Origin of the sequence: Microbacterium sp. (assembly GCF_044340635.1) — a bacterium.
Taxonomy (GTDB): domain Bacteria; phylum Actinomycetota; class Actinomycetes; order Actinomycetales; family Microbacteriaceae; genus Microbacterium.
In genome coordinates this window covers 184083-207925 of sequence record NZ_JBIITF010000001.1, presented here as the reverse complement: position 1 = coordinate 207925, position 23843 = coordinate 184083, and the positions used below count along the sequence as shown (strand labels likewise).

The window sequence follows — 23843 nt, the reverse complement described above, 5'->3', positions numbered from 1 at the left end:
GTCCGCGTGCGAGCGGCCCGAGGTCAGCGCACGCCTTTCATCAGCTTCAGCACCGGACGCACGGCGAGCACCATGCCCAGCCCGACCACGATGGCGATCGTCCCGAGGACGGCGAAGTAGGGCCCCTCGTCGTTCACGTCGAAGAACTGCGCCAGCCATCCCGAGATCGCCGTGCCGAGCGCGACCGAGAGGAAGAACAGCGCCACCATCTGGGTGTGGAACATCTCGGGCGCGAGCTTTGTGCTCACCGAGAGTCCGATCGGCGACAGCAGCAGTTCGGCGACCGTGAAGACGAACAGGATTCCGACGATCGCGAGCAACGGCGTGGAGTTCGCGCCGCCACCGGCGAAGGGCAGGAACAGCAGGAACGCGACACCCATGATCGCGACGCCCATCGCGAACTTGACCGGTGTCGACGGCTGACGGCGCCCGAGCTTCAACCACAGGGCCGAGAAGACGCCCGACAGGATGATGATGAACACCGGGTTGATCGACTGGACCCACGAGACCGGCATCTCCCAGCCGAACAGGTTGCGATTGAGTTTCTCGTCCGAGTAGATCGTCAGGATGGTGAACTGCTGCTGGTATAGCGACCAGAAAGCCACGCTTGTGATCCACAGAGGGATGAATCCGAGGACCCGCGAACGCTCGGTGGCCGTGATGCGCTTGCTGGACAGGATGACGACGAAGTACGCGATCGTCGCGACGAGAGTGACCACGATCACGACGAGCGAGAGGTTGTCGACCCGCACCACTCCGACCAGCACGGCGACGGCGACGAGGGCGATCCCGGAGAGTGCCGCCCCGATCACGAGGGCCCGACGGGAGCGGGGCAGCGGATTCGGCACCCGGCGCGCCTCGTCGGGAAGCTGTTTGCGTCCGAACGAGTACTGGATCAGGCCGAGTGCCATGCCCACCGCCGCCAGGCCGAAACCCCAGTGGAACCCGAGCGTCGTCTGAAGCAGGCCGGTGAGCAGCGGCCCGAGGAAGGCCCCGAGGTTGATGCCGAGGTAGAACAGCGAGAAGCCCGAGTCGCGGCGCGGGTCGTCGGCCGAATAGAGCGTGCCGACGACGGAGGTCGCGTTCGCCTTCAGCCCGCCCGACCCGACCGCTACCAGCACGAGCCCCACGCCGACGCCCGAGACGCCCGGGAGCAACGCGAGCGCGATGTGTCCCGCCATGATCACGATGGCGCTGGAGAAGAGCACGCGCTCCGAGCCGAGCAGGCGGTCGGCGATCCATGCCCCGAGAATCGTCGACAGGTAGACGGCGCCGCCGTACGCCCCGACGATTCCCGCCGCGATCGGTTTGGGGATCGCCAGGCCGCCTTCGGCGACCGAGTAGTACAGGTAGATCAGCAGGATCCCCTGCATGCCGTAGAAGCTGAAGCGCTCCCACATCTCGACGCCGAAGATGTGGGCGAGCTCCCACGGCTGACCGAAGAAGCGGGTGTCGCGGTTGCCCGATTGCCGGGTTGCGGATGCTTCGTCGGTCGGCGTCGGCGCCGAGCCCTGGTGCTCGCTCATGGGCGCCAGGCTAGTAGGCCCCGACTTACCGGGTCGGCCGCCGCGCTCGCCATCCGGGTTCCGGGTCAGCGTCCGTCGGGAATCGACGCGTGATCCACGGGCGTCGCGTGCCGTGGGATCAGCAACGACAGCACGAGGGCGATGACGGCGGCCCCACCGGCCAGCAGGAAGCTCGTCTGGAACGCCGCGGCCGTCGGCACGGCGACACCTTCGTACGGTTGCGACATCGCCGCGAGCACGGCCCCGAGGACGGCGGCCGCCGTGCTTGTGCCGACCGAGCGGAAGAGGGCGTTCAGGCCGTTCGAGGCCCCGGTCTCGTTGGCCGGAACGGCGCGCATGATCAGCATCGGCATACCCGCGAAACCGAGCCCGATACCGACGCCCACGAGGATGTTGGCGAGCAGGATGTGCCAGACCTCGCTCGAGAAGAAGTAGACGAATGCGTAGGCGACGACGAGGGCGATGGCGCCGCCGGTCAAGAGCGCGCGGGGCCCGATCGTGCGTTCCAGGCGTCCGGCCAGCGGAGAGATCAGCATCATGACGAGTCCCGCGGGCATGACGACGAGCGCCGCTCCGATCAACGAGAGCCCGAGGCCGGCACCCGATCCGACGGGCAGCTCGAGCAGCTGGGGGAAGACGATGTTCGAGCCGAACAGTGCGAAGCCCATCCCGATCGAGGCGAGGTTCGTGAGCAGGACAGGGCGGCGGGCCGCTACGCGCAGGTCCAGCAGCGGTTCCGCGGTGCGCAGCTGATACCAGCCCCACACGAGCAGGACGGCGATGCCACCGAGACCGCAACCCAGCGTGGGTGCGGACGCCCAGCCCCACTCGTTGCCGCGCGAAACGGCGAGCAGGATGCCGGTGAGGCCCACAGCGAGTCCGAGCGCCCCGATGTAGTCGAATCGGCCGGGGGTGCGCAGCACACTCACCGGCACGATCCAGACGACCAGTACCAACACGATCGCGCCGAGTCCGGCCGCGACCCAGAACAGCACGTGCCAGTCGGTCCGCTCGGTCACCAGGGCGCTGAGCGGCAGACCCAGCGCACCGCCGACGCCCATCGTCGCGCTGATCAGGGCGACGGAGGTGGCAAGCCGGTCACGGTGGACGACATCGCGCAGGATCGAGATGCCGAGCGGGACGACGCCCGTGACGGCCCCTTGGAGTGCGCGCCCGACGATGACGCCGACGATATTGCTGGAGAGCCCCGCGATGACGGACCCGACGATCAGGCACGCCAGCAGTGCGATGACGATGCGCCGCTTGCCGTACATATCGCCCAGGCGTCCGGCGATCGGGGTGACGACGGCGGCGGTCAGCAGAGTCGCGGTGACGACCCACGCGGTGTCTTCGCGCGAGGCGTTGAGCAGCTCGGGAAGCTTCGCCTGGATGGGCACGACCAGCGTGTACATGAACGACGCGCAGAGCCCCGCGAGGGCGAGAACGGCGACGATGGCGCCCTGCGGGGGGATACGTGTCAGGCGATTTCTGTCGCCTGCTTCACGTGAACCCACCGACTCAGGCTATCGGCGGGTCGGGAGGTTGCGGGCCGCGGGCACCCAGTGAGAGGGAGCCGGCGCTCACAGGACCGCGCCGTCGCGCTCATGCAACGACGTCGCGCAGACCCTGTTCGATCACGTCGAGCCACCCGCCGACGTTCGTGCGCGCCTCAGGGGTGTCGGGGTAGCGGCAGCGCAGGTGCAGGCCGTCGTCGTTGACGATGAACCAGATCATCACGCCGTCCGTCTCGATGACGGCCGAGACGTACTGGATACCCAGTGCACCCTCGACGGGGGGCAGGCGCCGGGTGTCGAGCCAGGAAATCGCGAACATGCCGGGCCCCGCGGGCATGCCGCCGTAGGGCGCAAAGATGGGTGCGAGCGGATACGAACCGAGGGTGAGCGCGTCTTTGACGGCGCCGGCGGATGTGACGGGGTCGCTCGCGGCGAACTGGATGACCGAGTTGGTGATGAACCAGCCGACGGAGTCGTGCCAGCGCGGCTCGTTCCGGCTGTGCACCGGGAAGACGGCCCGAAGCGGCGCCCCACTCATCCGCGCCGTGGTCTCGGCGAGCACCGACAAAGCGAGCGCCGTCATCCGCACGCCTCGGTCGGTCGCGCGTGCCTCGAAGACGCGGGTCTCTTCCGCCGACAGGACGTCGCGCACCTCGACGACCTCGCGGCGCGGGGACGAGAGATCACCGAGGGGGAGGGGGAAGGCGGGCATGGCGCCGCCCTCGATCTCCAGGATGTCGCTCCAGCGCCGCCTGACATCCGCCGGAGCCGGAGGCATCCGTTCCAGTACATCGGAGTGCTCGACGAAGGATGCCGCGGGCACCGGTTCCCCGCCCGGTTGCCCGGCCAAGCGGGTCATCATGTCGCGCACGAGCACGAGCAGCGACCACATGTCGACGTGGGCGTGGTCCGAGCCGATCACCGCCGTCGGGCGGGGGTCTAGCGGGTCGGGGGCGTCGGGAATCACGACGCACACCCGGTGGGAGGGCCGCTCGAAGGGTGAGCAGGCGGTGTCGAGCACCCCACGCAGCACATCGCGGGTGAGTTCGTCGTCGCCGACCGGATGCTGCAGCCACTCGCCGCCCTCGATCTCGACCTCGTGCAGCGCGAGCTCACCCGCATCGTCGTACGAGAAGGCGCTTCGAAGCGTCCCGTGCCGGCCGATCACCGCCATCCACGCCGCCGCCACATCATCAAGGCTCGCGCCCACCGGAAGGCGGAAGGCGACCGCCATCCATGAGCCCGGGCGGGCGCCCTCGCCGACGTGCCGACGCTGGTCGAACGAGATCGGCAGCCGTCTGCCGCGCCGCTCGCTCGCGCGCGTGGCGAAGCTCATCAGGGTGCCCCGCGGCAGGGACATCTGGGCGACATTCGTCAGGCGCATGGCGCCGTAGTCTAGGGGGCGAATATCTCGTGCCTGTGACTCCCGCCTGCAACCGGAGGTTTCGTGCCCACACTCGACGTCGGGGGTGCCACGCTCGACTACGACATCACGGGCGACAGCGGCCCCCTCGTGGTTCAACTGCACGGTCTGACGTCGAGCCGCGTCCGCGACGCCCAGCTGGGGCTGGATCTGGGTCGCGCGCTCCGCGACCACCGCGTGCTGAGGTACGACGCGCGCGGGCACGGCGGGTCCACGGGCAAGAAGAATCCGTCGAGCTACCGCTGGGATCGCCTGGCGCAAGACCTGCTCACGCTGCTCGACCACGTCGCGCCGGGCGAGAAGGTGCACGGTATCGGCCCCTCGATGGGCGCGGGCACCCTGCTGCATGCCGCGGTGCGCAAGCCGAAGCGGTTCGCGAGCTTGACCCTCGTGGTGCCCCCGACCGCGTGGGGCAGTCGCCGGGCGCAGGCGGCGACGTATCTGCAGAACGCCGACCTCGTCGAGCAGCACGGTATCAGCGCCTTCGTCGAGGCGGGCAGCACGGCGCCCGTTCCGCCCGCGCTCGCCGATATGCCCGAGACGCGGCCCTCGATCCCTGAGAAGCTGCTCCCGACGGTCATGCGCGGGGCGGCCTCGACGGACCTGCCCGACCGCAAGGCCATCGCGCGCATCGACGTGCCGACGCTGATCCTCGCGTGGACGGGTGATCGGACGCATCCGGTCAAGACCGCGAACAAGCTGCACGAGCTGATCCCCGACAGCCGGATCGTCATCGCGCGGACGCCCTACGGGATCATGGCGTGGCCCGGTCTGTTCGCCGAGCATGTGGCGACCGTCGGCTCAAAATGAGGGTGGTGCCCGCTCGCTCCCTGAGCTTGGCCTCCCGCTCCCTGAGCTTGTCGAAGGGTGCTCGTGTGGCCGCGTTGCTCGTCTCCGTGCTCGCGGCCGGGCTGGCGCTGGCGGCCTGCGCTCCGTCCGATCCGCCGTCGGACTCGTCGCTCGGGGCCCTGCCGCCGGGAGTGAGCGTCGAGCTCATCCAGTTGCGCTCGGATGTCGTCGATCGCGCCGCCCAGGTCCGGTTGGTGAACGCGGGCGAGGACGATCTGGTGATCACGGGGCTCGAGATCATGGATCCGCGGTTCGAGGAGTCCATCGTGCGCGACAAGCGCGCGCAGGTCACTTCTGGGCGCACCCTCGACATGCGGATCGCCCTGCCGTCGGTCGCGTGCGACGCGGACGCGGCGGACGATGCGGCGACGATCGAGCTGGCGTACGAGGTGGACGGACGAGCCGCGACCGCCGCGGCATCCATCGCCGACCCGCTCGCGTTCATCCCGCTGCTGCACGAGAAGGAGTGCTTGCGCGAGCGCCTTGCGGACGTGGCGGTGCTGTCGTGGTCCGGATTCGAGGCGTCGGATGCCCTGGCCCCGGCGCACCTGACGCTCGAGATCGATCCCTCGGGCGGCGGCGCTTCGGCGCGCGTCGAGACCGTCGAGACGACCCCGCTGCTGATGTTCGACGCGGCGGGTGCGGCACCGTTCGTCGTGCGTGCCGAGGTCGAGGGTTCGGGCTCGCCTCAGCGGGTTCGGGTGCCTCTCGTGCCGCTGCGCTGCGATCCGCACGCGGTGATGGAAGACAAGCGCGGCACGATCTTCGATGTGACGGTCTCGGTGGGTGGTGTGGTCGGTGTCGTCGAGGTCGCGGCCCCCGCCGAGGTCAAGGGTGAGGTTCTGCGGTGGGTCGCCGCGTGGTGCGGTTTCGGCGGTTAGGCCGTGTCGCGGCCGAGCGCCTCGAGCAGTCGCAGCCACACCTCGCTGAGCGTTGGGTAGGACGGCACGGCGTGCCACAGACGCTCGATCGGAACCTCGCCGACGACTGCGATGGTCGCCGAGTGCAGCAGGTCGGCGATCCCTGCGCCGACGAAGGTCGCGCCGACCACCGTGCGGGTGGCGGGATCCACGATGAGTCGCGCGCGCCCCGTGTAGCCCTGCGCGGTGACCGAGGCCCCGGCGACGTTGTGAAGGTCGTAGTCGACGACCTTCACGTCGCGGCCCGCGCGCTCGGCCTCGGCCGCGGTGATGCCGACCGCCGCGACCTCGGGTTCGGTGAAGACGACCTGCGGCACCGCGGCGTGATCTGCGGTCGCGACGTGCCGGCCCCAGGGGGCGTCGTCGATCGGCTGTCCGAGGGCGCGGGCCGCGATGACGTCACCGGCGGCACGCGCCTGGTACTTGCCCTGGTGCGTCAGCAGCACACGGCCGTTGACGTCGCCGACCGCGTAGAGCCAGCCCGGGTCGTCGCCCTCGGCACCGACCGGCTCTCCGTCTGCGTCGAGCACGCGCAGGGTGTCGTCGGTCTCCAGCGAGCGCCCGGCCTCGAGGTCGATCGAGTCGAGGCCGATGTCGTCCGTCCGGGGGTGCCTGCCCGTGGCGATCAGGATCTCGTCGGCCTGTAGTTCCTCGGCATCGGGGGAGTCGCCGAGTGAGATGGTGAGCGAGCCATCCGCCGTCCGTTCGATGCGCGCCGCAGAAGTCTCGGTGCGGACGTCGACGCCCTCATCGCGCAGTGCGTCGAGCACGAGTTCGCCTGCGAACGGTTCGTTCGCCGTGAGCAGCGCATCGCCGCGGACGAGCATCGTCACTCGCGAGCCGAGGCTCGAGAACGCCGTGGCGAACTCGGAGGCGACGACCCCGCCGCCGACGATGACGAGGCGCTTCGGCACGGTCTGTCCTGCCGCGGCTTCGCGGTTGGTCCAGGGCGACGCATCCGCGAGTCCCGGGATGTCGGGGATGACCGCGGATGTGCCCGTGCAGACCGCAACCGCGTGACGAGCGACGAGGGTTTCGACCGAGCCATCCGGGGTCGTCACCTCGACACGACGCGCACCGGCGATCCGTCCGTGTCCACGGACGAGGGTGATGCCCGCGCTGTCGAGCCACGACACCTGACCCGCGTCATCCCATCCCGACGTCGCCTTGTCGCGGAAGTGCAGCGCCGCCTCGGCATCGAGGGGAGCGCCGAACGCCTCCCGCGCGCCGGGAACGCTCCGCGCCGCACGCAGTGCGGCACCCGGTCGCAGCAGAGCCTTCGTCGGCATGCACGCCCAGTACGAACACTCGCCGCCGACCAACTCGCCCTCGACGATTGCGGCGGTGAGTCCGCCTTGCACGGCTCGGTCGGCGACGTTCTCGCCGACGGGCCCCGCACCGATCACCACGACATCGAACACGCGCTCGCTCATGCTCCGATGCTAGGCCTGCGGTGCCACTCGGGGGCAGGTCGCCCCAGAACCGGCGGCCTCGCAGAGCGCCCCGGACTAAGATCGGGGAAGGATGCCGCGGCTCTGCCGCTCCAGTGATGACAGCCCCGCCGCGCCCGTGATCTCGCGCTTCGTGCGCCCACCCGCCCCGCCGCCACCCCGACCATTGGAGCCACCATGGCCGAACAGTCCCGCCTCGATAAGGTCATCGCCCTCGCCCGCCACCGCGGGTTTGTCTTCCAGGCCGGTGAGATCTACGGCGGTTCGCGTTCGGCATGGGACTACGGTCCCCTCGGCACCGAGCTCAAAGAGAACATCCGACGCCAGTGGTGGCAGACGTTCGTCCGCGGCCGGGGCGACATGGTCGGCCTCGATTCGTCGATCATCCTGCCCAAGCGTGTGTGGGAAGCATCCGGTCACGTCGCGACCTTCACCGACCCGCTCGTGGAGTGCCTGCACTGCCACAAGCGCTTCCGCGCCGACAACCTGATCGAGGACTTCGAGGCACGCAAGGGTCGTCCGGCCGAGAACGGACTGGCGGATGTCCCGTGCCCGAACTGCGGCACGAAGGGTCAGTACACCGAGCCTCGGGCATTCTCGGGCCTGGTGAAGGCCTACCTCGGGGTCGTCGATGACGAGACCGGCCTGTACTACCTGCGCCCCGAGACGGCGCAGGGCATTTTCGTGAACTTCACCAACGTGCTCACGGCGTCGCGCAAGAAGCCGCCGTTCGGCATCGGCCAGGTCGGCAAGTCGTTCCGCAACGAGATCACGCCGGGCAACTTCATCTTCCGCACGCGTGAGTTCGAGCAGATGGAGATCGAGTTCTTCACCCCGCCGGCCGAGGCGCAGGAATGGTTCGAGCACTGGGTCGAGGCCTGCTGGGACTGGTTCATCGACCTCGGGATCAACCCCGACAACATGCGTCGCTACGACGTGCCGAAGGATGACCGGGCGCACTACTCCGCGGGCACGATCGACGTCGAGTACGCGTTCGGGTTCCCGGGCAAGCAGTGGGGGGAGCTGATGGGTGTGGCCAACCGCACCGACTACGACCTCACGAGCCACAGCGAGGCATCCGGTCAGAGCCTGTCGTATTTCGATCAGGCGACCGGCGAGCGCTACACGCCGTACGTGATCGAGCCCTCGTTCGGACTGACGCGCGCGATGATGGCGTTCCTCGTCGACGCGTACCGCGAGGAGCAGGTACCGAACGCCAAGGGCGGCACCGACACCCGCACGGTGCTGGGCCTTGACCCGCGCCTCGCGCCCATCAAGGTCGCGGTGCTGCCGCTGTCGCGCAACGAGCAGCTCTCGCCCATCGCTCGCGAGCTCGCCGCCGACCTGCGCGGCGACTGGAACATCGACTTCGACGACGCCGGGGCCATCGGGCGCCGGTACCGTCGCCAGGACGAGATCGGCACCCCGTTCTGCATCACGGTCGACTTCGACTCGCTCGAGGACCGCGCCGTCACGGTCCGCGATCGCGACACGATGGCCCAGGAGCGCGTTCCGCTCGACGAGGTCCACGCGTACCTCGCCGCGCGCCTGAAGGGCGCCTGACCCGCGTCCTCCTTCGCCGAGACCGCCGGTTGTTGCCGAGTGCGCCGGCTATCTGCGGTGAATAAGCGGCCCGCTCGGCGCTAACCGGCGGTCTCGCGCTTCTGCGCGGGGCCGTCTTCGACGAGTGCACGGCTTACGCCCGAGTGCACGACCTATGCACGGTGCGCACGTCGTGCACTCGCGCGTAGATCGTGCGTTCGCGGGACGCGGTGACGAGCTGGGGGCCTCGGCATCCGGGTGACCCATCCTTCGCCGAGTGCGCCGGTTGTTGCCGAGTCCGCCGCTTATCCGCGGTGAACAAGGGGCCCGCTCGGCGCTAACCGGCAGTCTCGGTGCCCACACCGGTGCCGAGGCCCGCGCCCGCGGAGAGCGCGCGTCAGGCCTCCTTCGCCGCGGCCTTCATCGCCTGCTTGTGCTCGCGAACCTTCAGCAGCGACTCGGGACTGACGATGTCGGCGACGCTCCGGAACGAACCGTCTTCACCGTAGGGAGCGGATGCCTCGCGCCATCCGTCCCCCGTGTATCCGTACTGCTTGCCGAGCAGGGCGAGGAAGATCTTGGCCTTCTGCTCACCGAACCCCGGCAGGGCCTTGAGGCGCTTGAGCACTTCGCGCCCGTCCGGGGCATCGCGGGTCCAGAGGGCCGAGGCATCTCCGCCCCAGTCCTCCTCGATCGCGGTGCACAGCGACTGCACGCGACCGGCCATCGACCCGGGGTAGCGGTGCACGGCCGGCGTCTTCTTGAACTCTTCGGCGAGCTGGTCGGGGTCGTAGTGGGCGAGTGTCGCGGCATCGACCGACCCGACGCGCTCCTGGATCTTGAGCGGACCGGCGAAGGCCGTCTCCATCGCCACCTGCTGGTCGAGCAGCATCCCGATCAGCAGGGCCAGGGGGTCATCGCTCAAGAGGCGGTCGGCGGCGTCGTCGCCCGTGATGTGCAGCGTCATGCCAACAGTTTCCCACCCCGTCGCGTCGGCGTGTTCGGGTCGCCGGATGTCCCGTCCGCACGACCCGGACGGGACGCGCCGGGTCCGGGTCCCGGTTCGACGGCGCGTCGCGGTTCGAATCGTGCGGACGGCGCGCACCCCAGGCTGCGGGCGCCGGCCGGGTCGGGGCGGCTCAGGCCGGGAGCCAAGCCTCGGCGAACGCCTCGGGGGTCAGGGTCTCGAGGTCGGAGACGATGGCCCGCATCGTCTTCTCGAACTCCACGACCGAAGACTCGCGGATGCGTCGAACCTCACCGCCGTCCGCGATCCGGGTGATGACGATGTCGCTCAACGCGGGAGCGTCCCCGACATCCACCAATCCGGCGACGAGGGTTCCGACCCACCGCGCACCGCGGGCGATCGGGCCGAGCTGCCGGTCCTCACCGGTCACACGGTAGACATCGCGCGCGAGGGCCCCGGGCTCAGCGGGCGGGGTCACGGGTCAGGCGACGCCGTCGACGACGGCCGCGGAGTCCCGCAGCGCCGCGGCATCCCGCGCCGTGGAATCCTGCGCGCCGACGTCGATGCCGAACAGCGTGCCGAGAGCCGCGACGTAATCGTCCGCGCGCCCGCGGGCTGCGAGGTCCTGGGCGCGGCTCGTCGGCACATGCAGCAACCGGCCGACGAGATGGCGCATCGCCTGTTCGGTGCGACCGTCTTCGTCTCCGCGTGCCCGGACGCGCGCGATCTCGTCTTCCAGCACCGCGAACGCGTGCTCGCGGAGCGCCACGACAGCGGGCGCGAGGCTCTGGCGGCGACCCGCGAGCGCAAACTTCTGCGCGGCATCCCGCACAATCTCGCGCGCCTCGGCGGTCGCCTGCAGCTCTTCGAGGGGGGCATGCAGTCGCACGGTCTCGAGGTCGAGCAGGTCGACGCCCGGGACCGTCACGACATCGGGGTCGACGTTGCGTGGCAGACCGAGGTCGATCACCAGGCGTCGCGCACCCGCCGCGTGGGGCACGGGACATTCCGCAGCCCCGGCCGGAGTGATGCGGCGCAACTCGCCCGAGAGCTCGGAGCGCCCGCGCTGCAGCAGGGCCGCATCGAGGACGTGGTGGTCCACGCTCGTGCAGGTGATGACGAGGTCGGCGGATGCCGCGGCGCGCGCATAGCCTCCGTCGTCGATGGAGGCGATGCCGTGCTTGGCAGCGAAGACCTGCGCGCGCCCCGAGGGCGAGAAGACCGTGATGCGCTCGGCGCCATGATCGCGGAGAGCGGCAAGGGTGGCGGCGGCGTACGCCCCGGTGCCGACGAGGAGGACGTCGAGGTCGGCCCAGTCCGCAACTCGACTGTCGGCCAACTCGAGCGAGAGGCGGACGAGGGAGCGCCCGGCCCGGCCGATCGCGGTGGCGTTCTTCACGCCTCGCTGCGCCTCGCTCGCGCGCTGGAACAGACGCTCGAGCTCACCCGAAGTGGTGCCCTGTCGGCGTGCGTCGGTCAGCGCCCGGCGCACCTGACCCGCGATCTCGCCCTCGCCGACGACGACGGACTCGAGGCCCGAGGCAACGGCGAAGAGGTGCTCTGCGACGTCCGGACCGGTGACGACGCGGTACGAACCCTCGAACTCGGATGCGGCGACGCCCGTGGCGGCCTCGGCCGCGAGCAGAACGGCCTCGACGCCGACCGGCCCTGCGGCGGTAACGGGCTCGTCCATGTCGACGTACGCCTCGAAACGGTTGCACGTCGCCAGCACGACGGCTCCGCGGACGCACGAGTCGTGCTCCGCGATGAGGGGAGCTATATCGGTCGTGTGTACGCTGAGCCGCTCGAGAAGGTCGAAGGCGGCGGTCTTGTGACTCGCCGAGATACACAGCAGCACACACCCAGCCTACCTTTCGTGCGCACCCCTGGCCGTGCGTGCGGGAGTTCGCCCTGACGCCGGGGCGCGAGGGAGGATGGAGTCATGCAACTCTCCGACGCCCCGCTCCTGCGCGCCCTCCGTGGCGACCGACCCGATCGCGCCCCGGTCTGGTTCATGCGCCAGGCGGGTCGATCCCTGCCCGAATACCGCGAACTGCGTGTCGGCACGCGGATGCTGGACGCCTGCCTCGACCCCGAACTGGCCTCCGAGATCACGCTCCAGCCCGTCCGCCGCCATCACGTCGACGCCGCCATCTTCTTCAGCGACATCGTCGTTCCGCTCCGCCTCGCCGGCGTGGACGTCGAGATCGAACCCGGTCGAGGCCCGGTCTTCGCGAACCCGATCCGCAGCGCGGAGGATGTCGCACGCCTCACGGCGATCGATCCGGCCGAGGTGGCGGAGGCATCCGGTTCCGTGGCCGAAGCGATCGGACGCGTCACCGACGAGCTCAGAACGACGCCGCTGATCGGTTTCGCGGGTGCCCCGTTCACCCTCGCCGCGTACCTCGTCGAGGGTGGCCCCTCCAAGGAGCACATGCGGGCGCGCGCGATGATGCACGCCGACCCCGCGTCGTGGCACGCGCTCGCCGACTGGCTCGGGCGGGTCGCCGGGGTCTTCCTCGACGTGCAGGTGCGCGCGGGAGCATCCGCCGTCCAGCTCTTCGACTCGTGGGCCGGTTCGCTCTCGCGTGCCGACTATCGCGCCTTCGCTGCGCCCCACTCGCGCACGGCGGTGGAGGCCGTGGCCGGCCGGGTGCCCATCATCCACTTCGGCGTCGGTACCGGGCCGATCCTCGACGACATGCGTCTCGACGGCCTGGCCGACGCGGTCGGCGTCGACTGGCGCACGACCCTCGACGACGCCGCCCGTGTGCTCGGCCCCGACGTCACCGTGCAGGGCAACATCGACCCGGCGCTGCTGCAGGCGCCGTGGCCCGTGCTCGAGGCGCACGTTCGCGACGTGCTCGAGCGTGGACGCGCGGCGCGCGCCCACATCCTCAACCTGGGGCACGGCGTCACTCCCGACACCGACCCCGACGTGCTGACCCGCATCGTGCGACTCGCACACGGCGAGGACGCATGAGCCCAGACGCTTCGCCGCCGTTCTCGGCCGAACTGATCGAACGGGCCCGCGATACGCGGGTCGTCGTCGTCGGCGGTGGGATCGCGGGCCTCGTCGCGGCCTGGGAGTGCGCGCGGATCGGGATGGACGTCACGGTCCTCGAGGCGTCGTCGCGAGTCGGCGGGGCGATCCGCACGGCCGAGGTCGGTGGGTTGACCCTGGATGTCGGGGCCGAAAGCTATGCCACGCGCGGCGGGCACGTGCGACGCCTGATCGACGAGCTGGGCCTCGGGGCTGAGGTCGTCGCGCCGAGCGGCGGTCGTGCGTGGCTCGGCGGGATTCCCGGCGTGCCGGGCGGCGCGGCACCGCTTCCCGCGGGAGGAGTGCTCGGTATCCCGGCGAATCCGTTCGACCCGGATGTTCGCCGCATCATCGGCTGGTCTGGAGCCTGGCGTGCATACCTCGATCGCCTGCGCCCGGTCTTGACGATCGGCCACACCCACAGCCTCGGTTCCCTGGTCTCGACGCGGATGGGCTCGCGCGTGCTCGACCGTCTCGTCGCCCCCGTCGTGCAGGGTGTCTACTCGGCCCGCCCCGCCGACATCGACGTCGACCTCGCAGCGCCCGGCCTGAACGCCGCGCTCACCCGCACAGGATCACTCAGCGGTGCCGTCTCGGTGCTCAGCGCCGAACGTGCGACGAAGGCGCCCGGAGGTGCGGTCGAGGGAATCCGCGGGGGGATGCAGCGCATCGTCGATGCCCTGCTCGCCCGTCTCGATGAGCTGGGCGTGACCGTGCTGACGGAGGCGCCCGCGACTGCACTGAGGCGGAACGCGGACGGGTGGCAGGTCGACATCGAGGGCACCCTCGGTGGAGGAACGGGCACCCTCGCGCCGGGAACGGGCACCGTCGCGCCGGGAATGGGCACCCTCGCGGCGGAAGCCGTGATCGTCGCGACGGAGGAACGGATGGCACGGGCTCTGTTGCATCCCTCGGTTCCCGCGCTGGACGCCGGAGCGCGTGAGGCACCCACAGGCACATACACACCCACAGGCACATACGCACCCACAGGCACAGACGCGCCGGGAGCGAGCGGCGCAAGCCCAGGCGTCGCGCCCGAGATCGAGGTCGTTTCGCTGGTCCTCGACGCGCCGGCGCTCGACGCAGCACCCCGCGGCTCGGGCGTGCTCACCGTGCCCGGTTCGTACACCGCCAAGGCCCTCACCCACGCGACCGCGAAGTGGGCCTGGCTCGCCGAAGCCGCGCGGGCGCTCGCACCGCACCGCCACGTGGTCCGCGTGTCGTTCGGCAGCCAGGGTGAACCCGCCGCGACCGCCGGGCTGACGGACGAGGATGCCGCCGCGCTTGCGCTGACCGAGGCATCCGCACTCCTCGGCGTTCCGCTGGACTCGAGTCAGCTGGTCGGCGCGCACCGCGAGCGCTACACGCAGAGCCAGCCGGCATCGGTCATCGGTCGTGAGGCGCAGACCGCGGCGGCCCGCGCCCACATCGCCGCGATGCCGGGCCTCGGGATCGTCGGCGCGTGGGTTTCGGGAACAGGGCTGGCGCAGGTCGTCCCCGACGCGCTGACCGAGAGCGAACGCGTGCGCACCGCCCTTTTGTGGGACAGGGGGCCATGATGTCAACCCGGATGCCGAAATTGGCATACGGGACTAACCTAAAGACTCGGACCGAAGATCTAAACGACGTAGCACGAGTGTGAGGAGATCCCTATGAAGGGCAAAGTGGGACTCGTGATCGGCTTGGCGGCGGGGTACGTCCTCGGAACCCGCGCGGGACGTGAGCGGTACGAACAGATCAAGGAACAAGCCCTCAAGGTGTGGAACCTCGACCCCGTGCAGAAGCAGGTCGACCGCGCCAAGGACTTCACGACTTCCACCGCGATGGCGATCCCCGGCGCAGTGTGGAACGGCGCCGTCAAGGTGACCCGCGCGGTGCAGGGCAAGGACGCCACCCCGGGTCAGCGACTCGACGCGGCGATCAAGGCCGGCAAAGACGGCTCGGAAGACGTGGCCAAGGCCGCCGAGCGGTCCGTCTCGAACATCGAGAAGAAGATCGACGACGCGTCCACCGACGGCGCCAAAAAGAGCTGACCGTGGCATCCCCCCGAGGTATGCGAGACCGCGCCGACGACTCTCTGTTGACGCTCGTCGGTGACGTTCCCGAACTCGTCCGCAACCTGGTCGTCGCCGAGGTCGACCAGGCGAAGTCGTGGCTTGCCAAGACTGCCAAGGACTACGGGATCGGCGCGGGATGGCTCGTCGTCGCCCTCGCCGTTCTGTTCTGGACGATCCCCGTTTTCGGCACCGCGGCCATCGCGGGGTTGGCGACGGTGTGGCCGGTGTGGCTGTCGGCGCTGGTAATCGGTGCGGGCCTGCTCGTCGTGGTCGCGATTCTGGTGCTGCTCGGCATCGCCCGATTCAAGCGAGCTTCGCGGCGACAGAGTCCCATCGGCGCCGTGAAAGAGGACTTCGACATCGTCCGGGAGGTACGCGATGAGTTCTGACCCCACAGGTTCGGACATGGCACGCCAGCCTCGTCCCCATAGCTCGCCGCGTCCCGACAGTCTTCTCGTCCCGATGCCGCGGACCCTCGTGCCGCAGCTCGGCGACCCGGTCGCCCAGGCGCGGGCCGAGCTGAAGGCTGCGCTCGCGGCAATCGAGGAGAAGGCAAACCTCCCCAAGCGCGCGGCGCGCGTGACGGACAAGGCGGTGCACCGCGCCCGAGCTTTCGCGAAAACCCGGCCCCTACAGGCGGCCGCCGTCGCTGTCGGCGTGGCCGCGGTCGTCGGGCTGGCCGTCTGGGAGGGCGTGCGCCTGTATACGGCGCCGCGCCGCTGATCGGTGCAGGGCTGATCGGCCAGGTTTGGCCGATCCGAAGCGCTGGGTGAGACTGGGGAGTATGACCGTGAGTCACGCGCACTCGTCCACGCCCGCCGACGACACAGCAACCGAGCATCCCTCGGGCTTTACGCTGTGGGCTGTCTGGCGACGCGATCCCGATCGGCCCGTCGTCGCGGTCGACGAGACCGAGCTCGAAGACATCGTCGCGCTCATCGAAGAGGGCGGCGTTACGGTGCGCGGCTTCTACGACGTGAGCGGGATGCGTGCCGACGCCGACCTGATGGTCTGGCTGCACGGCGACAACGCGGAAGATCTGCAGCGGGATCTGCGGCGCCTCCGACGCACGGAGCTGCTCCGCAACCTCCTTCCGAGCTGGAACGCGATGGGTGTCCACCGTGACGCGGAGTTCAATCGCGCGCACGTGCCCGGATTCCTGCGTGGTATCGAGCCGAAGGGCTGGCTCTGCCTGTACCCGTTCGTCCGGAGCTACGAGTGGTACCTGCTGCCCGAGGCCGACCGGCGACGGATGCTTGCCGAGCACGGCCGCCAGGGTGCGGCGTTCACCGGGGTGCTGGCGAACACCGTCGCGTCGTTCGCGCTCGGTGACTACGAATGGCTGCTGCCGCTCGAGGCGGACGATGTGGTCGAACTCGTGGATCTGATGCGCGACCTCCGCTCGACCGAGGCGCGCATGCACGTTCGTGAAGAAGTGCCTTTCTACACGGGACGTCGCTTGCTGCTCAGCGAGGTGCCCGAGGTCTTGCAGTGACGCGTCGAGCCGCGGCGCGTGCCGTGACGGGCGCAGCGTGAAGGCCGGAACGCTCAGGCTGGGAACGCGGCGCAGTGCCCTCGCTCTCGCGCAGTCCGGACACGTCGCCGACGCGATCACCGCGGCGACCGGCGTGCCCGTCGAACTCGTGCCGATCGTCTCCGAAGGGGACGTCACGCGCGCCCCGCTCGCCCAGCTCGGCGGTACGGGCGTCTTCGCGACCCGTCTGCGCGAGGCCCTCCTCGCCGGTGAGTGCGATCTGCTCGTCCATTCGCTCAAAGACCTTCCGACCGCCGAAGCGCCGGGTCTGCGCGTAGCGGTGACCCCGCGCCGGGCCGACCCACGCGACGTCTCGGTCACCCGTGGCACGCTGCTCGCCGGCTTCGGTACGGGAGAGAACGTCACGGCGACGATCGGTACCGGTTCGCCCCGCCGCCAGGCCCAGCTGCGCCGACGGGCTCCGCGCGTGCGGGTCGCCGAACTGCGCGGCAATGTGGACTCGCGCCTCGCACGAGTCCGCGACGGAGAGCTCGACGGCGTGGTGCTGGCGGCTGCGGGGCTCACGCGACTGGGTCTGATCGAGACGGGCGGCGGCGAGGCCGTGTGGGGCAGCGGTTCGGCCGAAGGCCTCCTGCTGGAGCCGCTCGGGCTGGCGGAATGGCCGACGGCAGCGGGGCAGGGCGCTCTCGCGATCGAGGTGCGAGCGGATGCTTCGCCCGACATCCTCGCGGCCATCGCACCGCTCGAAGACCCCGCCACCCGATTCGCGGTGACGATCGAGCGCACGATCCTGGCGGGAATCGAGGCCGGGTGCCATGCTCCGGTCGGTGTGCACGCGAGCGTGACCGACGACGATGTGCGTGTTCGCGCCGTCGTGTACGCGGTCGACGGTTCGCACAGGGTCGGGCTCGATCACGCTGAGCCCCTGGCTAAGGGGTATATTCGACAAACGGGCGGCGGCGATGGCGCGAACGCCGCCGACAGTGCGGACCCGACCGTGCGAGCAGCGCTGATCGGGTCTGCGATCGCACGTCGTCTCCTTGATGGTGGGGCAGCCGACTTGGTGTCACGAGAGTTTTCCACATGAATTCAGCAGCCGAGCGTCCCGCGAAAGCGGTGAAGCCCCTCACCGGGTGGCGCGTGCTCGTGCCCCGTGGGGGACCCTGGGGCGATGGTGTCGCCGCGAGTCTGCGATCGCAGGGGGCGACCCCAGTCGTGGCGCCACTGATCAACTTCGCTCCGACCAGCGACCAGGCGTCCCTCGATGCGGCTCTCGACGATCTGGTTGCGGGCCAGTTCGACTGGCTCACGGTCACCAGTGCGACCACCGTCGACGTGCTCTACGCCCACCGCGTGCACATCCCGGTGTCGACCCGTGTCGCCGCCGTCGGCGAGACCACCGCCGCGGCCCTGCAGGCCGTGGGGTACCGGGTCGACCTCGTTCCGACCCAGGACAACTCGGCCGCGGGCATGGCTGACCAGCTGATCGCCCTCGAGCCGGAACCGCGACGCATCCTGACGCTCCGCAGCGAGATCGCCAAGCCCGTGTTGACGCGGCGCCTGAGCGACGCGGGTCATCACGTCCGCAGCGTTGTGGCCTATCGGACGATCGGTGTTCCCGTGACCGAGCGCATCGCGCACGATGTCGCCAACGGCCGCATCAACGCGATTTTGGTGACGAGTGGGTCGGTGGCAGAGCAGGTGCACCTGCAGTTTCCGGAGATCCCCGCGGGCACCGTCATCGCCGCGATCGGTCCGCGCACGGCCAAGGACGCACGGCGCGCGGGGCTCGACGTCGACGTCGTGGCAGAACAGCAGACCGTCTCTGCCCTGATCGACGCGGTCTCGCGGCTCGCCTTGCCGCATGCCGCCGACGAGTTCTCACCGTGACTTTTCCCGAACGTCGCCCCCGCCGCACCCGCCAGTCGCCCGCGATGCGACGCCTCGTTCGTGAGACGCGTCTCGCCCCGGAGCAGCTGATCCTGCCCGTCTTCGTGCGCGAAGGACTTGGCGAACCTCGCGCGATCGAGTCCATGCCGGGGGTCGTCCAGCACACCCTCGATTCTTTGCGCGCGGCCGCGTCCGCAGCTGCGACGGCCGGAATCGGCGGCATCATGCTGTTCGGTGTGCCCGAGGTCCGCGACGCGGTCGGCTCGGGCGCCGACGACGACAACGGCATCCTCAATGTGGCGACGCGAGCCGTGGTCGACGAGGTCGGCGACGCGATCGTCGTTCAGACGGATCTCTGCCTCGACGAGTTCACCGATCACGGCCACTGCGGTGTGCTCGATGCGCGCGGACGCGTCGACAACGACGCCACGCTCGAACGCTACGTCTCGATGGCGCTGGCGCAGGCCCGTGCGGGGTCCGAGATGCTGGGCCTGTCGGGCATGATGGACGGCCAGGTCGCGGCCGTTCGCGCCGGCCTGGATGCGGCGGGCTTCGCGGACACGACACTGCTCGCCTACGCCGCGAAGTACGCGGGGTCTTTCTACGGCCCCTTCCGCGAGGCCGTCGACTCGCAGCTGAAGGGTGACCGTCGTACCTACCAGCTCGATCCCGGCAATGCGCGCGAGGGCGTGCGCGAGGCGATCATCGATGTCGAGGAGGGCGCCGACATCGTGATGGTCAAGCCCGCGCTGCCCTACCTGGACGTGCTCGCGTCGGTACGGGCCGCCGTCGACGTGCCCGTCTGGGCGTACCAGGTGTCGGGGGAGTATGCGATGATCGCGGCCGCGGCAGCCAACGGGTGGATCGACGGCCGGGGCGCCACGATGGAGGCGCTGCTCGCCATCCGTCGCGCCGGCGCGGGTGCGATCCTGACCTACGCCGCCATCGAAGCGGCCGGTTGGCTGCGCGACGACATCACGTGAACGGCGAGAATTGAATCATGGATGATCGCAACGCCCTCCTGTTCGACCGCGCCCGCTCGGTGATTCCCGGCGGTGTCAACTCGCCGGTCCGGGCCTACGGTTCGGTGGGCGGCGCGCCGCGGTTCATGGCGTCTGCGCGCGGTGCCTACATCACCGATGCGACCGGTCGCGAGTATGTCGATCTCGTCGCTTCGTGGGGCCCGGCACTGCTCGGCCATGCCGCTCCCGAGGTCGTGGAGGCGGTGCGGGACGCCGCGGGCCGGGGGCTCTCGTTCGGTGCACCGACCGAGGCCGAGGTCGAGTTGGCGGAGCTCATCGCCGCGCGCGTGAGCGTCGGCGAGCATCGCCCGGTGGAACGCGTGCGCCTGGTCTCGACGGGCACCGAGGCGACGATGACGGCGATCCGTCTCGCCCGCGGCGCCACCGGCCGCGATCTGCTCGTCAAGTTCGCCGGGCACTACCACGGCCACTCCGACGGGCTGCTGGCGTCGGCGGGCTCCGGCCTTGCGACCCTGGGTCTGCCGGGCTCGGCGGGCGTACCGGCACCCATTGCCGCGCAGACGCTCGTCATTCCGTACAACGACCTCGACGCCGTGCGTGAGGTATTCGCGGTGCACGGCGACCGCATCGCGGCCGTCATCGTCGAGGCCGCGGCCGCCAATATGGGCGTCGTCGTGCCTCGGCCCGGTTACAACGCCGAGCTCAGCAACATCGTTCACGCGCACGGCGCGCTGCTCATCCTCGACGAGGTGCTGACCGGATTCCGCGTCCACCCCGCCGGCTACTGGGGCCTGCAGCAGGACGCGGGCGAGACCTACACGCCCGACCTCTTCACCTTCGGCAAGGTCGTCGGCGGCGGGATGCCGCTCGCGGCTCTCGGTGGTCGGGCCGACGTCATGCAGATGCTCGCTCCCACCGGGCCCGTGTACCAGGCGGGCACCCTGTCGGGTAACCCGCTGTCGGTCGCGGCCGGGCTCGCGACGCTCCGCGCAGCGACGCCCGAGGTGTACGCGCGGGTGGATGCCGCGGCATCCGTTGTCGCCGATGCCCTGACCGCTGCGTTGGGTGATGCCGGCGTCGCCCACTCCGTCCCGCGCGCCGGGAGCCTGTTCGGTGTCGCATTCGCGCCGCAGGCGCCCCACGACGACGACACGGTGCACGCTCAGGATGCCTGGCGCTACCCGGATTTCTTCCATGCCATGCTCGACGCCGGCGTGGCTCTGCCGCCCAGCGTCTACGAAGCCTGGTTCCTCACCGCCGCGCACGACGACGCGGCCCTGGGACGCATCGTGGAGGCGCTGCCGGCGGCCGCCCGAGCCGCGGCCATCGCCGTCGCCACGACACGCTGACACCGGCGCGCACCGGCAGCGTCCTCGCCGAACGGACCCGACACGCCGTCTCTGCCGGGCGCGAACGGCGTGTTGCGTCCGTTCGGGAGGCAGCGATCGTTGCTGCACTGTGAGCAAAGCGATCGTCGAGCCGTAGCTCCCGCTGGCAGACTAGAAGAATGGTGACGCTGCTCCTCGACTCGGAACGACTCGAGGTCGTGCTGTCGCCGATCGAGCGTGCCGTGGGATTCCGGCGGGGGAATATTCAGGTTTTGCGTGAGCAGATCGCCAAGGTCATGCTCACTGACGACGCGTGGATCTGGCTCCGCGGTGTGCCGAGCCCCGCCACGACGGTGCCGAGCGTCATGGCGATCGGCACGTGGAAGACCGGTTCGGGACGGGACTTCGCCGTCATCCGAGGCCGTCGGCCCAGTGTCGTCATCGACCTCGAGGGGCACGAGGACTACGAGCGCCTTCTCGTCACGACGCGCCACGGCCTCGAGCTCGTCCGAGCTCTGCGCCTCGAGGGCGACCACGACAAGCGCCCCGGCTCCGAGACCGACCCCGAGTCAACCGTCTGACGCGCGCGCGTCGCGCGGTGACGGCGTTCAGGTGACGTCGCGCGTCCAGCTGGCGATGTGCCCGATCAGCAGCAGGATGAGCGCGTAGGCGAGCAGGACGATCCCGCCGTGCCACCATTCCAGGTTTTCGCTCGCGCCTGCGCCCATCACGTTGTAGATGCTCGCCCCGATCAGTGCGTCGCTCGCCGCACCAGGCAGAAAACGGGTGACCTCGGCGAGCCAGTCGACGAACCCTCCCGCCAACCGAAGGAGCGGCTCCACGAACTGCGTGAAGGCGAGGACGATGACGATCGCGACGACCTGGTTGCGCACCAGCGTGCCGACGCCGATGCCGACGAGGGTCCACAGCACGAGCGCGAGCAGGGTGCGGGCGAACAGCGCCCAGGTGTCGCCCGAGCCCAGTTCGGTGTCCAGCCCGAAGCCCGCGAGAACCCCCGCAGCGGGTGCCGCCGCCGAGATCACGGCGATCAGCCCGTACATCGCCCCAATGACGACGCCGGCCGCGAGCTTGGCCCACAGCACCAGGCCGCGCTTCGGGGTGGCGAGAAAGGTCGGGGTCAGCGTCTGGTGGCGGAACTCCGTCGTCACCATGAGCGTGCCGATGAGGAGCGGGAAAACGTATCCGATCGAGCCGCCGATGCTGTAGAGCACCGGAGCCAATCCGTCGGCGGGAACGGGCGGGGCACCGGCGCCGCCGGTCAGGTCACCGGATGCCGAGGCCGCGAACACGAAGGCAAGGCCGGCGGCCGTGCTGCCGACGTAGAGGACGAGGACGATCGCGAGGATCCACCATCCGACGGTCGAGAAGACCTTCGTGGTTTCGGACCGGGTAGCGGCGACCAGGCTCATGATCGCTCCTCGTCGTCGTCGTTTTCGCGGGGTTTGTCTTTTGCGCCGGTGTCGGTGCGGTTGGCCCGCTCGTCCTGATCGTCATCGTCGTACGCCCGGGGCACGACCTCGATGACGCCCGTCGCGGCCACGGCGAACGAAGACACGGGGGCGAAGGTCGGCGAAGCCTGTTCTTCGTCCTCGTCATCATCCGGGTCAGACGCCGTAGACGCGGCGGTCGGCTTCTCCGCGACGGGCTCGTTGTCCGAGGTCTCGGGAACAACGGGTTCGGTCGTGACGGGCGCGTCAGCTAGGGGCGCGTCAGCGACGAGCTGGTCGGAGACGGATTCTTCGGCAACCGCTTCTGAGGCAACCGCTTCTTCGACAACCGCTTCTTCGGCAACCGCTTCTTCGGCAACCGCTTCTTCGGCAACCGCTTCTCGGGGCGCGTCTTCTTCGGCGGCTGGTTGCTCGGGCAGGGGAGCGGCTCCCGGAACTGTCGTGTGCGACGTCGCAGCGCTCGGATGCACCCGAGCGCCGTTGACCAATTCCAGGAAGACCTCTTCGAGCGAGGGCCCCTTCTTCTGCAGCCCTGAAAGGGCGACGCCGGCCGCGAGGGCTATGGCGCCGATGTCGGCGGGATCGCCACCGCGGACCGAGACCCCGGTCCGCAGGTTCTCATAGGCGACGCCGGCCGCGGTGAGGGCGTCGGCAAGGCCCTGCCGGTCGGGCGAGTCCACGACGACGGCCTGTTCGGCGGGCTCGGCGAGGTCTTCGACCGACCCCTGGAAGACGAGGGACCCGTTCGAGATGATCAGGAGCCGGTCCGCGGTCTGCTGCACCTCGGTGAGCAGGTGCGACGACACCAGCACGGTGCGCCCCTGGCGGGCGAGCTCGCGGAGCAGTCCGCGCATCCAGATGATCCCCTCGGGATCGAGGCCGTTCGTCGGCTCGTCGAGCACGAGTACCCCGGGGTCGCCGAGCAGGGCGAACGCGAGTCCCAGGCGTTGACGCATTCCGAGCGAGTATCCGCCGACCCGTCGACCCGCGACATCCGCGAGTCCGACGGTCGTGAGCACCTCGTCGACGCGCGTGCGCGGCAGCCGCGCGGCCTGGGCGTAGACCTTCAGGTGGCTGGCGGCGGAGCGCCCCGGGTGGAAGCTTGCCGCCTCGAGAGCGGCACCGACCGAACGCAACGGCGAGGCGAGGTCGGCGTAAGCCGTACCGCCGATGGTCGCCCGGCCGCTTGTGGCGCGCACGAGCCCGAGCAGGATCCGCAGCGTCGTCGTCTTTCCGGCGCCGTTGGGCCCGAGGAATCCGGTCACGACTCCCGGCTCGACGCGCGCCGAAAAGTCCTGGACGGCCGCCACCGCACCGAATTGTTTGGTGACTCCGGTGAACTCCAGAACCTCGCCTTGGGGCATGCCGTACCTCTCTCTCGGACGC

At 70.0% G+C, this 23843-nt stretch carries 23 protein-coding genes; 14 read left to right on the top strand and 9 right to left on the bottom strand.

The window, feature by feature from the left end; genetic code table 11:
• Positions 1-23: 23 nt before the first annotated feature.
• The 3 genes from ACIQ0W_RS00970 to ACIQ0W_RS00960 all read right to left on the bottom strand — a co-directional run bounded on the left by ACIQ0W_RS00970 (position 24) and on the right by ACIQ0W_RS00960 (position 4424).
• Positions 24-1526, bottom strand: coding sequence for a peptide MFS transporter (locus ACIQ0W_RS00970; RefSeq protein WP_396641038.1), 1503 nt, complete (start codon positions 1524-1526; stop codon positions 24-26).
• Between the two features lie 65 nt (positions 1527-1591).
• Positions 1592-2998, bottom strand: a complete 1407-nt coding sequence (locus ACIQ0W_RS00965) for an MFS transporter (protein ID WP_396641153.1) — start codon at positions 2996-2998, stop codon at positions 1592-1594.
• 130 nt (positions 2999-3128) lie between these two features.
• Positions 3129-4424, bottom strand: a complete 1296-nt coding sequence (locus ACIQ0W_RS00960) for a peptide synthetase (protein ID WP_396641037.1) — start codon at positions 4422-4424, stop codon at positions 3129-3131.
• A gap of 63 nt (positions 4425-4487) precedes the next feature.
• Here ACIQ0W_RS00960 and ACIQ0W_RS00955 point away from each other — a divergent pair, with 63 nt between their 5' ends.
• Positions 4488-5273 carry an alpha/beta fold hydrolase gene (locus ACIQ0W_RS00955; RefSeq protein ID WP_396641036.1) on the top strand — a complete coding sequence of 262 codons (786 nt, stop codon included), beginning with the start codon at positions 4488-4490 and terminating at the stop codon, positions 5271-5273.
• Between the two features lie 65 nt (positions 5274-5338).
• Positions 5339-6193 carry a hypothetical protein gene (locus ACIQ0W_RS00950; protein WP_396641035.1) on the top strand — a complete coding sequence of 285 codons (855 nt, stop codon included), beginning with the start codon at positions 5339-5341 and terminating at the stop codon, positions 6191-6193.
• Here the strand turns inward: ACIQ0W_RS00950 and ACIQ0W_RS00945 are convergent.
• Positions 6190-7665: a dihydrolipoyl dehydrogenase family protein gene (locus ACIQ0W_RS00945; protein WP_396641034.1), complete on the bottom strand. Its 1476-nt coding sequence runs from the start codon at positions 7663-7665 to the stop codon at positions 6190-6192. The two genes, ACIQ0W_RS00950 and ACIQ0W_RS00945, sit on opposite strands and share 4 nt — an antisense overlap.
• A gap of 195 nt (positions 7666-7860) precedes the next feature.
• On the opposite strand from ACIQ0W_RS00945, the gene ACIQ0W_RS00940 reads away from it, so the two are divergent.
• A complete protein-coding gene (locus tag ACIQ0W_RS00940) occupies positions 7861-9246 on the top strand; it encodes a glycine--tRNA ligase (protein WP_396641033.1) in 1386 nt (461 codons plus the stop codon).
• 376 nt (positions 9247-9622) lie between these two features.
• Here the strand turns inward: ACIQ0W_RS00940 and ACIQ0W_RS00935 are convergent, their stop codons facing one another.
• The 3 genes from ACIQ0W_RS00935 to ACIQ0W_RS00925 form a co-directional block, all read right to left on the bottom strand.
• Positions 9623-10192 (bottom strand): HhH-GPD-type base excision DNA repair protein, encoded by a 570-nt coding sequence (locus tag ACIQ0W_RS00935; RefSeq protein ID WP_396641032.1) that lies wholly within the window; start codon positions 10190-10192, stop codon positions 9623-9625.
• A gap of 172 nt (positions 10193-10364) precedes the next feature.
• Positions 10365-10670, bottom strand: coding sequence for a hypothetical protein (locus ACIQ0W_RS00930; protein ID WP_396641031.1), 306 nt, complete (start codon positions 10668-10670; stop codon positions 10365-10367).
• 3 nt (positions 10671-10673) lie between these two features.
• Entirely contained in the window at positions 10674-12050 is a 1377-nt protein-coding gene (locus ACIQ0W_RS00925; protein ID WP_396641030.1) for a glutamyl-tRNA reductase, read from the bottom strand.
• Positions 12051-12134: 84 nt separating this feature from the next.
• Here ACIQ0W_RS00925 and hemE point away from each other — a divergent pair, with 84 nt between their 5' ends.
• The 11 genes from hemE (at position 12135) to ACIQ0W_RS00870 (ending at position 21569) form a co-directional block, all read left to right on the top strand.
• On the top strand, positions 12135-13175 hold the full coding sequence (hemE, locus tag ACIQ0W_RS00920; RefSeq protein ID WP_396641029.1) for a uroporphyrinogen decarboxylase: 1041 nt from the start codon (positions 12135-12137) through the stop codon (positions 13173-13175).
• Positions 13172-14794: a protoporphyrinogen/coproporphyrinogen oxidase gene (locus ACIQ0W_RS00915; protein ID WP_396641028.1), complete on the top strand. Its 1623-nt coding sequence runs from the start codon at positions 13172-13174 to the stop codon at positions 14792-14794. The genes hemE and ACIQ0W_RS00915 overlap by 4 nt, the downstream gene beginning before the upstream one ends.
• A 93-nt stretch (positions 14795-14887) precedes the next feature.
• Positions 14888-15268, top strand: a complete 381-nt coding sequence (locus ACIQ0W_RS00910; protein WP_100814712.1) for a hypothetical protein — start codon at positions 14888-14890, stop codon at positions 15266-15268.
• A 2-nt stretch (positions 15269-15270) separates the two neighbouring features.
• Positions 15271-15681: a phage holin family protein gene (locus tag ACIQ0W_RS00905; protein WP_396641027.1), complete on the top strand. Its 411-nt coding sequence runs from the start codon at positions 15271-15273 to the stop codon at positions 15679-15681.
• 16 nt (positions 15682-15697) lie between these two features.
• Positions 15698-16015 (top strand): hypothetical protein, encoded by a 318-nt coding sequence (locus ACIQ0W_RS00900; protein ID WP_396641026.1) that lies wholly within the window; start codon positions 15698-15700, stop codon positions 16013-16015.
• A gap of 61 nt (positions 16016-16076) precedes the next feature.
• The gene (hemQ, locus tag ACIQ0W_RS00895; RefSeq protein ID WP_100814714.1) at positions 16077-16787 is read left to right on the top strand and encodes a hydrogen peroxide-dependent heme synthase; all 711 of its coding nucleotides are present in this window, start codon (positions 16077-16079) and stop codon (positions 16785-16787) included.
• Between the two features lie 37 nt (positions 16788-16824).
• Entirely contained in the window at positions 16825-17874 is a 1050-nt protein-coding gene (gene hemC, locus ACIQ0W_RS00890; RefSeq protein ID WP_396641025.1) for a hydroxymethylbilane synthase, read from the top strand.
• A complete protein-coding gene (locus ACIQ0W_RS00885; RefSeq protein ID WP_396641024.1) occupies positions 17871-18677 on the top strand; it encodes a uroporphyrinogen-III synthase in 807 nt (268 codons plus the stop codon). The genes hemC and ACIQ0W_RS00885 overlap by 4 nt, the downstream gene beginning before the upstream one ends.
• Positions 18674-19660: a porphobilinogen synthase gene (hemB, locus tag ACIQ0W_RS00880; protein ID WP_396641023.1), complete on the top strand. Its 987-nt coding sequence runs from the start codon at positions 18674-18676 to the stop codon at positions 19658-19660. Before ACIQ0W_RS00885 ends, hemB begins: the two co-directional genes overlap by 4 nt.
• A 17-nt stretch (positions 19661-19677) precedes the next feature.
• Positions 19678-21009 (top strand): glutamate-1-semialdehyde 2,1-aminomutase, encoded by a 1332-nt coding sequence (gene hemL, locus ACIQ0W_RS00875; protein WP_396641022.1) that lies wholly within the window; start codon positions 19678-19680, stop codon positions 21007-21009.
• A 158-nt stretch (positions 21010-21167) separates the two neighbouring features.
• Positions 21168-21569: a hypothetical protein gene (locus ACIQ0W_RS00870; RefSeq protein WP_396641021.1), complete on the top strand. Its 402-nt coding sequence runs from the start codon at positions 21168-21170 to the stop codon at positions 21567-21569.
• 27 nt (positions 21570-21596) lie between these two features.
• Here the strand turns inward: ACIQ0W_RS00870 and ACIQ0W_RS00865 are convergent, their stop codons facing one another.
• Together ACIQ0W_RS00865 and ACIQ0W_RS00860 are read right to left on the bottom strand one after the other, a co-directional pair.
• Positions 21597-22418 carry an ABC transporter permease gene (locus ACIQ0W_RS00865; protein ID WP_396641020.1) on the bottom strand — a complete coding sequence of 274 codons (822 nt, stop codon included), beginning with the start codon at positions 22416-22418 and terminating at the stop codon, positions 21597-21599.
• Positions 22415-23821, bottom strand: a complete 1407-nt coding sequence (locus tag ACIQ0W_RS00860; RefSeq protein WP_396641019.1) for an ABC transporter ATP-binding protein — start codon at positions 23819-23821, stop codon at positions 22415-22417. Before ACIQ0W_RS00860 ends, ACIQ0W_RS00865 begins: the two co-directional genes overlap by 4 nt.
• Positions 23822-23843 lie beyond the last annotated feature (22 nt).

What these genes read in the sequence shown, in the direction of transcription:
- ACIQ0W_RS00940 (WP_396641033.1), top strand. Translation starts at nt 7,861, where the DNA reads ATGGCCGAACAGTCCCGCCTCGATAAGGTCATCGCCCTCGCCCGCCAC.
- ACIQ0W_RS00915 (WP_396641028.1), top strand. Translation starts at nt 13,172, where the DNA reads ATGAGCCCAGACGCTTCGCCGCCGTTCTCGGCCGAACTGATCGAACGG.
- hemE (WP_396641029.1), top strand. Translation starts at nt 12,135, where the DNA reads ATGCAACTCTCCGACGCCCCGCTCCTGCGCGCCCTCCGTGGCGACCGA.
- ACIQ0W_RS00885 (WP_396641024.1), top strand. Translation starts at nt 17,871, where the DNA reads ATGAATTCAGCAGCCGAGCGTCCCGCGAAAGCGGTGAAGCCCCTCACC.
- ACIQ0W_RS00935 (WP_396641032.1), bottom strand. Translation starts at nt 10,192, where the DNA reads ATGACGCTGCACATCACGGGCGACGACGCCGCCGACCGCCTCTTGAGC.
- ACIQ0W_RS00865 (WP_396641020.1), bottom strand. Translation starts at nt 22,418, where the DNA reads ATGAGCCTGGTCGCCGCTACCCGGTCCGAAACCACGAAGGTCTTCTCG.
- ACIQ0W_RS00960 (WP_396641037.1), bottom strand. Translation starts at nt 4,424, where the DNA reads ATGCGCCTGACGAATGTCGCCCAGATGTCCCTGCCGCGGGGCACCCTG.
- ACIQ0W_RS00945 (WP_396641034.1), bottom strand. Translation starts at nt 7,665, where the DNA reads ATGAGCGAGCGCGTGTTCGATGTCGTGGTGATCGGTGCGGGGCCCGTC.
- hemL (WP_396641022.1), top strand. Translation starts at nt 19,678, where the DNA reads ATGGATGATCGCAACGCCCTCCTGTTCGACCGCGCCCGCTCGGTGATT.
- ACIQ0W_RS00900 (WP_396641026.1), top strand. Translation starts at nt 15,698, where the DNA reads ATGGCACGCCAGCCTCGTCCCCATAGCTCGCCGCGTCCCGACAGTCTT.
- ACIQ0W_RS00970 (WP_396641038.1), bottom strand. Translation starts at nt 1,526, where the DNA reads ATGAGCGAGCACCAGGGCTCGGCGCCGACGCCGACCGACGAAGCATCC.
- ACIQ0W_RS00860 (WP_396641019.1), bottom strand. Translation starts at nt 23,821, where the DNA reads ATGCCCCAAGGCGAGGTTCTGGAGTTCACCGGAGTCACCAAACAATTC.
- hemQ (WP_100814714.1), top strand. Translation starts at nt 16,077, where the DNA reads ATGACCGTGAGTCACGCGCACTCGTCCACGCCCGCCGACGACACAGCA.
- ACIQ0W_RS00870 (WP_396641021.1), top strand. Translation starts at nt 21,168, where the DNA reads ATGGTGACGCTGCTCCTCGACTCGGAACGACTCGAGGTCGTGCTGTCG.
- ACIQ0W_RS00910 (WP_100814712.1), top strand. Translation starts at nt 14,888, where the DNA reads ATGAAGGGCAAAGTGGGACTCGTGATCGGCTTGGCGGCGGGGTACGTC.